This is a genomic window from Stenotrophomonas sp. NRRL B-14846 (assembly GCF_050473585.1).
In the GTDB taxonomy this organism is placed as follows: Bacteria; Pseudomonadota; Gammaproteobacteria; order Xanthomonadales; family Xanthomonadaceae; genus Stenotrophomonas.
The window spans coordinates 590598-603425 of record NZ_JBFLUN010000022.1; the positions used below are offsets into that span (position 1 = coordinate 590598).

Consider the following 12828-nt stretch of genomic DNA (forward strand, 5'->3'; position numbering starts at 1 on the left):
GGTGGCGATCATCGGCTGGCGTACACATCCGGCGTGGGATACTTCGCCGCTTGCAAGAGGCGAGGGAGTGCGATGTTCCGTTGGTTTGAATCCCTGATCCCGGTGTTCCCGCCCGTGGATGGGCGCATGCCACCGCGCAAGGTGCTGCCGTTCTACCTGCACTACCTGCGCCCGGTGTGGCCGGTGCTGCTGGCGACCCTGATCGCTGGCCTGCTGCTGGCGCTGGTGGAAGTGGCGATGTTCGATTACCTGGGCCGCATCGTCGACATGGTCGCCGAGCAGCCAGGGGCTGATTTCTTCAAGCGCCATGCCAATGAACTGGGCTGGATGCTGTTCATCACGGTCATCGCGCGGCCGATCCTGGTCGGCCTGCACAACCTGCTGGTCAACCAGGCCATCGTGCCCGGCCTGAGCAACCGCTCGCGCTGGCTGATGCACAACTACGTGGTGCGGCAGAGCCTGAGCTTCTTCCAGAACGACTTCGCTGGCAGCGTCGCCAACCGGGTGATGCAGACCGGCACCTCGCTGCGCGAATCGGCCGTGCAGATGGTCGATTCGCTCTGGTACATCGTGGTCTACACCGGCACCGCGCTGTACCTGTTCGCGCAGGCCGACTGGCGGCTGATGGTGCCGCTGATCCTGTGGCTGCTGGCCTATGCGGTGATCATGGTCTACTTCGTGCCGCGCGCGAAGGAACGGGCCTGGATCGCGTCCGAGGCACGTTCCAAGGCGATGGGCCGCATCGTCGATGGCTACACCAACATTCCCACGCTGAAGCTGTTCGCCCATGGCGGACGCGAGCAGGCCTACGTCGCCGAATCGATCCAGGAACTGGCGGTCAAGCACCGCGCGCAGACCCGGGTCACCACCGGCATGGACCTGACCATCGCCATCGTCAACGGCTTCCTGATCGCCGGTACCTGCGGGCTGGCGCTGTGGCTGTGGAACGGCGGGCACATCACCGTCGGCGCGATCACCCTGGCCACCGGCCTGGTGATCCGCATCCACAACATGTCCGGCTGGATCATGTGGACCATCAACGGCATCTTCGAGGACATCGGCACGGTGCAGGACGGCATCACCACGATCGCCCAGCCGCTGACCGTGCAGGACCGCGAGGATGCGGTGCCATTGCAGGTAACCCGTGGTGGCGTGCATTTCCAGGACATCCACTTCCACTATGGCAAGAAGGGCGGCGTGATCGCCGGCCTCGACCTGGTGGTGAAGCCCGGCGAGAAGATCGGCCTGGTGGGTCCTTCCGGTGCCGGCAAGTCGACCCTGGTCAACGTGCTGCTGCGCCTGTACGACCTGGAGAGCGGCCGCATCCTGATCGACGGCCAGGACATTGCGTACGTCACCCAGGAAAGCCTGCGCCAGCAGATCGGCGTGGTCACCCAGGACACCTCGCTGCTGCATCGCTCGATCCGCGACAACCTGCTGTACGGCCGTCCCGACGCGACCGATGAGCAGTTGCGCGCAGCCGTGGCCAAGGCACGTGCCGAAGCCTTCATCGATACGCTGGTGGACGGGCAGGGGCGTCGTGGCTACGACGCGCATGTCGGCGAGCGCGGCGTGAAGCTGTCCGGCGGCCAGCGCCAGCGCATCGCCATTGCCCGCGTGCTGCTGAAGGACGCACCGATCCTGGTGCTGGATGAGGCGACCTCGGCGCTGGATTCGGAAGTGGAAGCGGCGATCCAGGACAGCCTGGACGAGCTGATGGGCGGCAAGACGGTAATCGCGATCGCACACCGGTTGTCGACCATCGCGCGCATGGACCGGCTGGTGGTGATGGACCAGGGCCGCATCGTCGAGACCGGCACCCACGCCGAGCTGATTACGGCCGGTGGCCTGTACGCGCGGTTGTGGGCGCGGCAGACCGGTGGTTTCGTGGCCGCCGATCAATGATTGCGCTGCTGTTGGCACTCAGCCTGGCGACCACGGCCGCAACTGCGGCGCCGGTCCCCATGCAAGGCGACCAGCTCGAGCAGGTGGTCCTGCTCAGCCGCCACAACCTGCGCGCGCCGGTGGTGGCATCGGGCGCGCTGGCCAATGCCACGCCAGAGCGCTGGCCAGGCTGGGACGTCGCCTCAGGCGAGCTGACCACCAAGGGCGGCGTGCTGGAGGTCTACATGGGCCGCTACATCGGCCAGTGGCTGCGCCAGGCACAGCTGCTGCCGCCGTCGGATTGCCCGCAGCCGGGTGACTTCCACGCCCATGCCAACAGCCTGCAGCGCACCCAGGCCACCGCGCAGTTCTTTGTTGCCGGTGCCTTCCCGGGCTGTCATGTTGCGGTCGAGCAGCGCATGCCGCTGGGCACGATGGACCCGCTGTTCAATCCGGTGATCCACCGCGATGACGCGGCGTTCCGCGCACGTGCGGTGTCGGCGATGCAGCAGGCGCTGGCCGCATCCGATCTGGCTCCGGCGCTGTCCGTGGTGGAGGCGATCAGCCGCTATCCGCAGTCGGCGGCGTGCAAGGGGCGCAGCGACTGCCATCTGATGCTGGCCGACACGACCTTCAATGCGGAACCGGGCAAGGAGCCACGCGCGTCCGGTTCGCTGGCCCTGGCCAGTGGGCTGGTCGATGCGCTGTTGATGGAGCACTACCAGGGAAGCAGTACTTCGCGCGAAGGTTGGGGCCGCTTGAACACGGAAGGCCAATGGCAGGCGTTGGCGCAGATCCGCAACCGCTACCAGGACATCCTGTTCGGAACGCCGGAGGTGGCGCGGGATGTGGCCGGACCGTTGCTGGCACGCGTGGATGCGTTGCTGGAAGATCCCGCATCGCCGAAAGTGAGCCTGCTGGTCGGTCACGATTCCAATATCGGTTCGGTGCTGGCGGCGTTGGGAATCAGCGACTACAGCCTGCCGGGCCAGCACGAGAAGACGCCGATCGGCGGCCTGCTGCAGTTCGAGCGCTGGCGTGACCGCCACCGCGGCGAGGAACGGATCCGCCTGGCCTACGTCTACCCGACCACCGCGCAGCTGCGCGATGCGCTGCCGCTGACCAACGCGCAGCCGCCGGGCCGCGTCGCGCTTCGTGTGCCGGGGTGCGCGGCGCAGGGCTGCACCGTCGCCGAGTTCCAACGCCTGCTGCATCCGGCAGCGCGCTGAGGTACGCCGCTAACGCAGTGGCGCGCGCACGATGCCATGCGTGGCCATCAGCGTAAGGTCGCCGCCCAGCCGTGGCGAGTGGAACGGGCCGCGTGCATGCGCGGCGTCGAACAGGCCGCCATCCGGTGATCGCAACCGGTAGAACTCGACCCAGCCGCTGGCCTGCAGGGTCAGCTGTGCAACGCCGGTGTGTTGGTTGAACCATGCAGGGTCCTTGCTGCCTTCGATGACGCGGCGGGCAAGGCGGTCGATGGCGTGATCCCTGCTGGCGTACCAGTCCTGGCCGCGCAGCCGCGCCAGCTCAGCCATCATCACCAGCGGCGCCAATGCGTAATCGTGGTAGTGCAGGGCACGTTGCCCGCGCGCCATCTCCAGCGGCAGGCTGCCATCGTCCTGGATGTCATCGATGCCCTTCTGGAAGGCGGAGTGGCCTGCCTGCCACAAGGCCTCGTCACTCGTGGCCAGGCCGGTGGCCAGCACGCCCAGACCGCCCCAGTAGTAGTGGTTGTTGCGGCGCCGTTTCGGGTTGTCCCAATACGCCAGGTTGGCCCGTGCCAGCTTCTGCAGCCAGGGGTCGATGCGCGCGCGCTGCCGGGTATCAGCCTGGTCATGCACCTTCAGGTAGGCCATCGCTACCGCATCGAGCATCCACTGCCGCATGTAGAACGACTGATCGTTGTTGACCCGGATCATCTGCCCGAGCATGGCGCCATCGTCGGCCCATGCACCCAGCCAGCCCAGCGTGCACTGTGCCGCTGCCGGGTCACCGGTGCGCAGGTAGTCGTCGCTCATGCGCGCCACGTCGGCGGCATAGCGATCCAGAGGCGCAGTGGCGTCCTTGTTCTGCTGGTGCAGTACCGGGTCGATCACCGAGCCGGCCTTGTCGGTGTAGTAGCCCAGGGCGCGGATGTCGGGGTGTCCGGCCGGTGGCGAGGGGCAGGCGGCGTAGGCACCCGCACTGGCCAGCAGCGCGGGCAGCAGGGCGAGGCGAAGCAAGGGGAGCGACATGGAAACCGGCGGAAGGGAGAACCCGGCGAACGATGCGCCTGGCCATGTTGCCGGCATGTGATGCGGGGATGGCGTGGCGATCCTGCACAAACAGAACGGCCCGGGTTTGCCCGGGCCGCTCTCGTTCAACTCACGCCTGCGCGATCACTCGATCGGCTGGTCCAGCATCAGCTGGCGTGCGAAACGCACCGGCGGGGCGCCGTAGGACAGCACCTGGTCGTGGTAGGCCTTCAGGTTGAACTTGTCGCCCAGCTTCTCCTGCACCGCCTTGCGGGTGTCGAAGTGTTCCTGCGCACCGACGAAGTAGGTCGGCAGCTGCGCCGACGTCAGCTGCGCGCGCACCCACTTGCCGGCGGCTTCGCTTTCCTGCTGGAACGCGTCGTGGGTCATCAGGTGCATCGCCTTCTCGCGATCCCAGTTGTCCACGTGCACGCCCTGGTCGAGGATCGCGTTGGAGATCGTGCGCAGGTAGAACTTCAGCTGCACCAGGTGGAACAGCGGGTCGTTGTTGAGGTAACCCTGCTCCTGCATCATGCGCTCGGTGTAGACCGCCCAGCCTTCGGCGAACAGGCCCGAACGCAGCACCGCACGCAGGGTGGAGGGGAACTTGGCCGAATGCCAGCCTTCCAGGTAGTGGCCCGGGGTGCCTTCGTGGATGCTCAGCAGGTGGATCATGCGCGAGTTGTATTCGCGCAGGAACGAGTCGACCTGCTTCTCGTTCCAGTCGTCCGGAATCGGCGACACGGCGTAGAAGGTCTTCAGGTTCTTGTCCAGCGGGCCCGGCGAATCGCAGTAGGCCACGGCCACGCCACGCTGGAATTCCGGCATCAGGATGATGTCCACCGGCGCATCGGGCAGGGTCACCAGGTCGTGCTCGCGCACGAACGCGGTGGACTGCTCCAGCGCGGCCTTGGCGTCGTCGACCACCTTGTCGCGCGCCGGTTTGTCGGCGTAGGCCAGTTCCAGTGCGGCCTCGATTGCCTTCTGCTGCTGCTCGTCGGTCGGCTGGGCCGGCATTTCCGGCGCACCCGGCTTGTCCTTCAGCACGGTCTGCGCGATGCCGTACATGTCTTCGCGTACGCGCTTGAGTTCGGCGCGTGCACGCTCACCGATCTCCTGGCGCGACAGCGAGGAGCTCAGCGCGAACTTCAGCTTCTGGTCGTACTTTTCCGCACCGATGCGGAAGTCGCCCTTGGCATTCGGCACCAGGGTCTTGTCCAGCCAGGTCTGCTGTTCGTCCACGGCCTTCTTCAGGCCGTCGATGGCGGCCTGCAGGCGCTGCTGGTCGGCCTGCGGCAGTTCACCGATGTGCGGGGTGATGAAGGTATCGACGATGCTGAGGATGCCCTTGTTCTGCTTGGCCACCGTCTCGGCATGGATCTTCGGCACGCGGGCCGGATCCAGGTTCTCGCGGGCCTGGGCGAAGATCGCCGGCAGCTTTTCCATGCGCGCGGTGGCCGACTTCAGGCGCTCCGGCAGCGGCGCGAACTCGCGGGCCATCAGGCCGTAGATCGCGCTGCCGGCGATGCCGTTGTACAGCTGCGGGTCCCACTTGCCGGACTGCAGTACTTCGGCGTTCCAGATTTCCGACTGCAGCTGGTTGCGCAGGATCGCTGCGTCCACCTGGTTCTCGCGGCCCAGCTTGGCCACCTCGATCTTGTCCAGCTCGCCCAGCAATGCCTTGTAGGCGGCCACGGTCTTCTGCTGGCCGGCGGCACTCAGGTCGTCCAGCTCGCTGTCGTAGCGGTGGTCACCGATCTGGGTGGCGCTGACCGGCGAGAGCTGCATCCAGGTGTCCTGGGCGCGCTTGGACAGGTCGGCGAAGGCGGCATCGACCGCCGCGTCACCGGCCTGCTGGCTGGCGGCCGGGGTGGAACCGTTGGTCGGGGCGTCGGCCGGCTGGCAACCGGCCAGGGCGGCGACCAGGGCGAGGGCAAGAAGATGCGGGCGCATCGGCGTTCCTGTACAGGGTCAAACCCCGAGCATAGGCCCCCGGGGCTGCTTTGTCCCCGTGCCATAGGATTACCATGGGCGCAGACAGGGACTCTCCAGCGGAGCGCAGGACATGGAATACCAGGGAAGCTGCCATTGCGGCAGGATCGCATTCACCGTACAGGCCGGGACGCCGATCAGCGACGTCATCGACTGCAACTGCTCGATGTGCCGCCGCCGCGGCAGCCTGCTGTGGTTCGCGCCGCGTGAGGCGTTCCAGCTGACCACCGATCCGGCGGACGTGGCCACCTATCATTTCAACAAGGCGCACATCGATCATCACCACTGCCGCGAGTGCGGCGTCGCGCCGTACAGCGAAGCGGTCGACCCGCGCACCGGTACGCCGATGGTGGCGGTGAACGTGCGCTGCGTGCCGCAGGTCGACCTGGCCGGTCTTTCGGTGACCTCCTACAACGGGGCCGCTCTGTGAGGCCGGTGCGTGCGTGGACACGCGTGATAGCGATGCCGGTACTGCTGCTGGCATTGGCGGCCTGTGCCAGGAACGGCGAGCGCGCGGCAGAGGCCGGTGCCACTGCGGCCGATGCCGCTGTCGCGTCGCCGGAAGGCGCGTTCCTCGCCTACGAACATGACGTGCAGGTGCAGCTGGAGGCGGCGCAGATCGCACCGCGCATCCAGCAGATCGCACAGGCCTGCCAGAGTGCGAAGTTCGGCGACTGTGCGGTGCTGCAGGTTGACCAGCGCAGCGGCGAGCAGCCCAGCGGCGAGGTCAAGGTGCGGATTGCACCGAAGGGTGCCGAGCCGTTGATCGCGATGGCCGGTGAAGGTGGAAAACTGCAGTCGCGCAACACGCGCGCCGAAGATCTCGCGCAGGCCGTGGCCGATACGGCACTGACCAAGGCGCGGCTGGAGAAGGAACATGCGCGGCTGCTGTCCTACCAGGACCGCAAGGACCTGAAGATCGAAGACCTGATGGCGATCACCACGCGCCTGTCGGAGATCGAAGCGGGCGTCGAGCAGGCCAACAAGGATGCCGCCCAGCAGCGCCGGCGCATCGATACCCAGCTGGTGACGATCCACTTCGACACCACCTCGGGCCAGCGCAGCCGCAGCGAGATCGGTGAGGCGCTGAGCGAATCGGGCAGCATCCTCAGCACCAGTATTGCGTTCCTGATCCGCGCCGCGGCCGCGCTGCTGCCGGTGGCGGTGCTGGCCCTGATCGCGGCCTGGGGTGTGCGGGCGTGGTGGCGTCGCCGCCGCCGCAGGCTGCCGCCCAGCCTCTGAGGTGAAGGTTGATGCCGGCAACCCGCCGGCATCAACCCTCGTCGGTCTCGTACTCGACGAACACATCCAGCTCCAGTGCCAGCTCCTGCACCGCATCGCGCACCTTCTGCGCGGTGCTTTCATTGCCGACTTCCACTTCCAGTTCGTGGATGCCCGGGCCGATGTCATCGGACAGCCCGGCCGAACTGGAATCGTCGTCATCCATGTGCGGCATCAGGTCGTCGGTTTCCTCGACATGTTCGATGCCATCCAGGCCGAGCAGCAGGTCGCTGATCGCGCGGGCGTCGTCTTCGGTTCCGGTGATGCGCAGTCGCAGCATGGCCATGGCGTCAATACGGTGTGGGGTTGCCTGCAGCCTAGCCAGCGTGAAGCAAAGAACGGGTGAGGGCGCAGTCAGCCGTGCGTGGCCGGGCGCCCGAGCAGGCTTTCCGGCAACGCGGGAATCGGCGTGCGTTCGTCCTGCGCCTGCTCCAGCAACCAGTCGATGAACAGGCGCGCGGCGTGGCTCGGCGGTTGTCCTTCGGCATGTACCACGTGATACGCGTAGCGCGCTTTCAGCGCCGGGCCGGGCAGGCGCACCACCTCGTAGCGTTGCAGGTAGGGCTGTGCGATGTGGGTGCGTGCCAGCACCGCGCCCATGCCGTATACGGCGGCACGCATCGCATCGGTACTGTCGGCGAAGGTATGCATCGGCGGCAGCGGCGAGGGCGGGCGCACGCCGGCATGACGGAACCAGTCACGCCAGCCCTGTGGCGAAAGGTCGGTCAGCAGCGGCAGGTCAGCGATGCGCGCCGGATCGACCAGCGTTTCGACCCCGGCCAGCGCCGGTGAGGCCACCGGGAACAGGTAGTCATCCATCAGGTGCTGCGCACGCAGGCCCGGCCATTGGCCCAGGCCGTAGCGGATGCCGACCTCCGGACCGTTGTCGTCGTAGCGGTCCAGGCCGCTGCCGGTATGCAGCTCGATGCGGATGTGTGGATGGGCCTGGGTGAAACGCGGCAACCGCGGCAGCAGCCAGCAGTACGACAGCGAGCGCAGCGTGGTGATCCGCAACGGCACGCTGTCCTCATCCGGGTGCAGATGGTGGGCGACCGCCGCGACATCGGTGAAGGCGGCGCTGGCGGCGTCGGCCAGCTGCCGGCCCTCGGCGGTCAGGCGCACGCCGCGGGCATGGCGCAGGAACAGCCGGGTCTCCAGCACCTCCTCCAGGCGGCGCACGTGATGGCTGACCGCGCTGGCGGTCAGGTGCAGCTCCTGGGCGGCCTGGGCGAAGTTCTGGTGGCGCGCTGCAACCGCGAACACGGCCAGTGCGGGGAGCAGGGAAGGGCGTAGCTGCATGTCCAGCCTCAAACCATATTTGTGGCTGGCAGCGATACTACGCGCTTGTGCGGCAGGCGTCTGCGCCCGATCCTGTCTGCCTTGGCGAGGAACAGACGATGGACGGAGGCAGGGCATGAATGCGGTCCCACAGGCGGCCGAGCGCGACTGGCGCACACCGCTGGAATTGACCCTGCTGGGCGCCATCTGGGGCTGCTCGTTCCTGTTCATGCGGGTAGCGGTGCCGTCGTTCGGCCCGTTCGCCCTGGTCGAGGTGCGACTGGTGCTGGGCGCGCTGGTGCTGCTGCCGTTCCTGTGGCGTGCCCGCGCACAGTTCCCGCCGCGGCGCTGGCTGTGGCTGGCACCGATCGGCCTGATCAACTCGGCACTGCCGTTCGTGCTGTTCGCCTATGCCGCCGAACAGGCACCGGCCGCGATCGGTGCGATCTGCAATGCGATGACCGTGCTGTTCGCCGCGCTGATCGCCTTCCTGTTCTTCGGCGAGAAGATCGGCATGCGCCGTGCGGGCGCGCTGCTGGTCGGCTTTGCCGGTGTAGTGGTATTGGCCACGGCCAAGGTCTCGGGCCTGAGCATCGGCACCGCGGTGCTGGCCGGTGCGGCGGCCTCGCTGCTGTACGGCCTGGGCGTGAACCTGGTGAAGCGGCACATGACCGGGTTGCCGTCGGCTGCGGCTGCGGCAGCAACGCTGTCCTGCGCTTCGCTGTGGATGCTGCCGATGGCGGTGAGTCACTGGCCGCAGGTGGCGATTCCGGCCAAGGCCTGGGGCGCAGCGATTGCCCTGGGCGTGGCCTGTACCGGCCTGGCGTTCCTGATGTTCTACCGCCTGATCGGGCGTATCGGACCGTCGCGTGCATCCACGGTGACGTACCTGATCCCGCTGTTTGGTGCGGCCTTCGCGTGGTTGTTCCTGGGCGAGCCGGTGACGCTGCAGATGTTGATTGCGGGTGCGTTGATTCTGGGTAGCGTGGCGGTGAGTCAGAAGGGCTGAGGGTGCCGAAGCACTGGTAGTGCCGGGCGCTGCCCGGCAGGTCTTTTTCGCGCCTGCGGAGAGGTGTCACTTTCTTTGCTCGTGCAAAGAAAGTAACCAAAGAAACGCGCCGCCAGGTCGCGAGCCGCCGTGCTTCGCACGTCGGTCCCCTGCGCTTCTCGGTGAATCAGGGGACGGTGCGCAGAAGTCAGCCGACTAACAGTCGGCTCTACAGGACATCGGCACCTCTTCGTCCCTGATTCCCCTGCGATGCTCGGCTCACTCAAGGCGGACCCGGATCGAAGACCACAGCTGCACCCAGTAGATCCACGCCATGCGTGGATGCTTTTGCGGTTGATCTTGATCTTCCAGTCCGCCTTGAGCGAGCCGAGCACCGCAGGTCCGGCGAGGGCGAAGAGGCGCGGGTGTCTGAGCGCAGCGAGTTCCCGCGCCGTCCCTCGACGGGCCGAGGAGCGCAGGGCACCGGTGCGTAGCACCGGCTCGCGGCCGGCGGAACGTTTCTTTTGGTTACTTTTCTTGATGGCGCACGTCCCTGTGCGCCACCCTCCGGGCCGGCTGCGCCGTTCCGCGCTGCTCCTGCAGCGCGGCGCGCGTACAAAGAAAAGTAACGCCCATGAACGATGAAGCACCTTCAGCACGCGCCACGCGCAGAACCCGCGACGGCGTTACCGCACCGGCACCGGAACATTGCAGAGATCGATATGCCCCGCCGGGCGCTTGTAGAAATCATCCACGCGATTGCGGCGTGCCTCCACCGTATCGGCGAAGGTCTTGGAGTCGGTGCGCAGCACCTGGATCGGCGTGCGCTCGGCTGCCGGCACGTCGCTGGCACGGCGGATCGACACGATCGGCGTGCGCAGCTTCGGGTCGGTGTAGAAGCCCATCGGCGCCGGGCCGCGCGGGGTTGCACTGAGCAGTTCCATGCCTTTCAGCACGCGGCCGACCAGGGTGATGTTGCGGTCCAGCTGGCGCGGCGACTGCCCGGTCACCACGTACAGTTCGGCACCGATGCTGCTGTCTTCCTCGTTGCTGCGGCCGGCGCCGAGCATGCCGTAGCAATGCGCCAGCCAGGCCTTGCCGGCCTGCGGGTCCTGGCCGACCGGGAAGCCGTCGACGAAACCGGTCTGCGCGGCCCAGCCGTCGCGATCCGGCAGCACGCTGACCTTCAGGCCGGCGCTGGCGCGTTCGAATTCAGCCGGCAGCTTGCGCGCGGCACTACCGAACGGCTTGGCCTTGGCCGCGTCATCGGCGTCGGCATCACCGAACTGCACCACGAAGTTGTCCTGCGAACGGTAGATGCTGGTGCCGTCCCAGAAGTGTTCGTGGGCGAAGGTCTGGATGTTGGCGACATGGCGCGGGGCGAACTGCGGTGCCAGTTCGATGATCACCCGCCCGGCCGGCAGGTCCATGTACAGCAGGTTGGCCGGGTCCGGGGTGCGCCAGTCGCTGGCCGCCGACGCGTCGAGGATCTGCTGCGGGCTGCGGTAGGGCGTGGCCGCACTGGCCATGGCGGGCAGCAGGCAGGACAGGGCGAGGGCGGTCAGGGCAAGGCGACGACGGTGCGGCATGGGAACCCCGGAACATGAACGAGGCTTCGATTCTGCGCGAGCAGCCTGGTCTCGCCAACCGGCACGATGACTAACGACACATTCGCTATACCGAACTTCGCACTACTGTGGACTTCAACGTAGTGGAGGGCCGGCTATGTCCGAGGACGATGTCCAGCTGAAGAAGTTCCAGAAGGAGCTCAGCGCCGGGACGGTGTCGCTGGCCCTGCTGGCGGTGCTGGCCCGGGCTGGCGAGCCGCTGTACGGCTACCTCATTGCCAAGGAGCTGGAGCGGGTGGGCGAGGGCGTGCTGAGCGGCAAGCAGAGCGCGCTGTACCCGGTACTGCGCAACCTGGAGGGCGCCGGCCTGCTGGAAAGCCATGTGGAGCCGTCCAGCAGCGGGCCGCCGCGGCGCTACTACCGCATCAACGAACGTGGCCGCGACGTGCTGGCGCAGTGGCGCCAGGCCTGGCAGGCCACCCGCGATTCCGTCGATTCCGTGTTGGAGGGGGTACCGCAATGAACGATCCGAGCCTGGCAGGCCGTGCCCTGCCGACCACCATTCCGCAGTACCTGGCGCAGCTGCGCGCGGCGCTGGAAGGCGCCGATCCGGCGATGGTGCAGGACGCGCTGTACGACGCCGAGGAGTACCTGCGTTCGGAGCTGGCCGCGCAGCCTGGCCGCAGCGAGGCCGAGGTGATCGCCGACGTCGCCGGCAGCTATGGCGCACCGGATGAAGTGGCCGAGATCTACCGCGAGACCGAAGTGACCGTGAACCGCGCGCTGCGTACACCGCGTGCGGATACCGCGCCGGTGCTGCGTGCGGCGGCCGAAGCCAGTGGTGTCGAGCCGGCCGCACCGCCGCCGGCGCCGGTGCCGCGCTCGCTGCTGGCGCGCTTCTTCGGCGTGGTGACCGATCCGCACACCTACGGCGCGCTGTTCTACATGCTGCTGTCGCTGGCCACCGGCATCTTCTTCTTCACCTGGGTGGTGACCGGCCTGTCATTGTCGCTGGGCCTGCTGGTCCTGATCATCGGCATCCCGCTGACCGTGCTGTTCTTCGGCTCGGTGCGCGGGCTGGCGTTGCTGGAAGGGCGGCTGGTGGAAGCGCTGCTGGGCGAGCGCATGCCGCGCCGCCCGCGTTACACCGACCGCAGCCGCACGTGGCTGCAGCGCATCGGGGACATGTTCACCGACGGCCGCACCTGGCTGACCCTGCTGTACTTCGTGCTGATGCTGCCGCTGGGCGTGGTCTACTTCACCATCGCGGTGACGCTGCTGTCACTGTCGCTGGGCCTGATCTGGGCGCCGGTCGCGGCGATCTTCAGCGGCGACATTCCGGGCGTCTACGTCGACGGCGTGAACGTGCTGCCGATGGCGGCCTCGCCGCTGGTAGCGATCGTGGTTGCCGCCGTGGGCGCGTTGCTGCTGCTGCTGACGATGCACCTGGCACGCGGCATCGGCAAACTGCACGGGCTGATCGCCAAGAACCTGCTGGTGCGGTTGTAAGCGGGAATCCACGCTTCGGTAGGTGCCAACCTTGGTTGGCACGGTCCATCAGATACCGGGATTCATGGTAGAGCGCCAACCAAGGTTGGCA

Annotated in this window: 12 protein-coding genes; 7 read left to right on the forward strand and 5 right to left on the reverse strand. The window is 67.3% G+C overall.

What is annotated here, in order from left to right:
- The first annotated feature begins 72 nt into the window (after positions 1-72).
- Positions 73-1905, forward strand: coding sequence for a multidrug efflux ABC transporter SmrA (smrA, locus tag AB1281_RS04840; protein ID WP_430345200.1), 1833 nt, complete (start codon positions 73-75; stop codon positions 1903-1905).
- Positions 1902-3113 (forward strand): bifunctional glucose-1-phosphatase/inositol phosphatase, encoded by a 1212-nt coding sequence (gene agp, locus AB1281_RS04845; protein WP_430345201.1) that lies wholly within the window; start codon positions 1902-1904, stop codon positions 3111-3113. The genes smrA and agp overlap by 4 nt, the downstream gene beginning before the upstream one ends.
- Positions 3114-3122: 9 nt before the next feature.
- On the opposite strand, the gene AB1281_RS04850 is transcribed toward agp, so the two are convergent.
- Entirely contained in the window at positions 3123-4121 is a 999-nt protein-coding gene (locus AB1281_RS04850) for a polysaccharide lyase (protein WP_430345202.1), read from the reverse strand.
- Positions 4122-4265: 144 nt separating this feature from the next.
- Positions 4266-6074: a DUF885 domain-containing protein gene (locus AB1281_RS04855; protein ID WP_430345203.1), complete on the reverse strand. Its 1809-nt coding sequence runs from the start codon at positions 6072-6074 to the stop codon at positions 4266-4268.
- A 112-nt stretch (positions 6075-6186) separates the two neighbouring features.
- On the opposite strand from AB1281_RS04855, the gene AB1281_RS04860 reads away from it, so the two are divergent.
- Together AB1281_RS04860 and AB1281_RS04865 are read left to right on the forward strand one after the other, a co-directional pair.
- Entirely contained in the window at positions 6187-6543 is a 357-nt protein-coding gene (locus tag AB1281_RS04860) for a GFA family protein (RefSeq protein WP_430345204.1), read from the forward strand.
- Between the two features lie 32 nt (positions 6544-6575).
- Positions 6576-7355, forward strand: a complete 780-nt coding sequence (locus AB1281_RS04865) for a DUF4349 domain-containing protein (protein ID WP_430345205.1) — start codon at positions 6576-6578, stop codon at positions 7353-7355.
- Between the two features lie 31 nt (positions 7356-7386).
- Here the strand turns inward: AB1281_RS04865 and AB1281_RS04870 are convergent, their stop codons facing one another.
- Both AB1281_RS04870 and AB1281_RS04875 read right to left on the reverse strand, forming a co-directional pair.
- Entirely contained in the window at positions 7387-7680 is a 294-nt protein-coding gene (locus AB1281_RS04870; protein ID WP_005415831.1) for a hypothetical protein, read from the reverse strand.
- A 68-nt stretch (positions 7681-7748) separates the two neighbouring features.
- The gene (locus AB1281_RS04875; RefSeq protein ID WP_430345206.1) at positions 7749-8693 is read right to left on the reverse strand and encodes a LysR substrate-binding domain-containing protein; all 945 of its coding nucleotides are present in this window, start codon (positions 8691-8693) and stop codon (positions 7749-7751) included.
- A gap of 115 nt (positions 8694-8808) precedes the next feature.
- Here AB1281_RS04875 and AB1281_RS04880 point away from each other — a divergent pair, with 115 nt between their 5' ends.
- Positions 8809-9681, forward strand: coding sequence for a DMT family transporter (locus AB1281_RS04880; protein WP_075674941.1), 873 nt, complete (start codon positions 8809-8811; stop codon positions 9679-9681).
- Between the two features lie 665 nt (positions 9682-10346).
- On the opposite strand, the gene AB1281_RS04885 is transcribed toward AB1281_RS04880, so the two are convergent.
- Entirely contained in the window at positions 10347-11249 is a 903-nt protein-coding gene (locus tag AB1281_RS04885) for a peptidylprolyl isomerase (RefSeq protein WP_430345207.1), read from the reverse strand.
- 136 nt (positions 11250-11385) lie between these two features.
- Here AB1281_RS04885 and AB1281_RS04890 point away from each other — a divergent pair, with 136 nt between their 5' ends.
- Both AB1281_RS04890 and AB1281_RS04895 read left to right on the forward strand, forming a co-directional pair.
- On the forward strand, positions 11386-11751 hold the full coding sequence (locus AB1281_RS04890) for a PadR family transcriptional regulator (protein ID WP_014036489.1): 366 nt from the start codon (positions 11386-11388) through the stop codon (positions 11749-11751).
- Positions 11748-12737: a sensor domain-containing protein gene (locus AB1281_RS04895; protein WP_430345208.1), complete on the forward strand. Its 990-nt coding sequence runs from the start codon at positions 11748-11750 to the stop codon at positions 12735-12737. The genes AB1281_RS04890 and AB1281_RS04895 overlap by 4 nt, the downstream gene beginning before the upstream one ends.
- Positions 12738-12828 lie beyond the last annotated feature (91 nt).

Excerpts from the sequence above, each read along its gene's own strand:
- agp (WP_430345201.1), top strand. The coding sequence starts at position 1,902 with ATGATTGCGCTGCTGTTGGCACTCAGCCTGGCGACCACGGCCGCAACT.
- AB1281_RS04895 (WP_430345208.1), top strand. The coding sequence starts at position 11,748 with ATGAACGATCCGAGCCTGGCAGGCCGTGCCCTGCCGACCACCATTCCG.
- smrA (WP_430345200.1), top strand. The coding sequence starts at position 73 with ATGTTCCGTTGGTTTGAATCCCTGATCCCGGTGTTCCCGCCCGTGGAT.
- AB1281_RS04870 (WP_005415831.1), bottom strand. The coding sequence starts at position 7,680 with ATGGCCATGCTGCGACTGCGCATCACCGGAACCGAAGACGACGCCCGC.
- AB1281_RS04865 (WP_430345205.1), top strand. The coding sequence starts at position 6,576 with ATGCCGGTACTGCTGCTGGCATTGGCGGCCTGTGCCAGGAACGGCGAG.
- AB1281_RS04885 (WP_430345207.1), bottom strand. The coding sequence starts at position 11,249 with ATGCCGCACCGTCGTCGCCTTGCCCTGACCGCCCTCGCCCTGTCCTGC.
- AB1281_RS04875 (WP_430345206.1), bottom strand. The coding sequence starts at position 8,693 with ATGCAGCTACGCCCTTCCCTGCTCCCCGCACTGGCCGTGTTCGCGGTT.
- AB1281_RS04890 (WP_014036489.1), top strand. The coding sequence starts at position 11,386 with ATGTCCGAGGACGATGTCCAGCTGAAGAAGTTCCAGAAGGAGCTCAGC.
- AB1281_RS04880 (WP_075674941.1), top strand. The coding sequence starts at position 8,809 with ATGAATGCGGTCCCACAGGCGGCCGAGCGCGACTGGCGCACACCGCTG.
- AB1281_RS04855 (WP_430345203.1), bottom strand. The coding sequence starts at position 6,074 with ATGCGCCCGCATCTTCTTGCCCTCGCCCTGGTCGCCGCCCTGGCCGGT.
- AB1281_RS04860 (WP_430345204.1), top strand. The coding sequence starts at position 6,187 with ATGGAATACCAGGGAAGCTGCCATTGCGGCAGGATCGCATTCACCGTA.
- AB1281_RS04850 (WP_430345202.1), bottom strand. The coding sequence starts at position 4,121 with ATGTCGCTCCCCTTGCTTCGCCTCGCCCTGCTGCCCGCGCTGCTGGCC.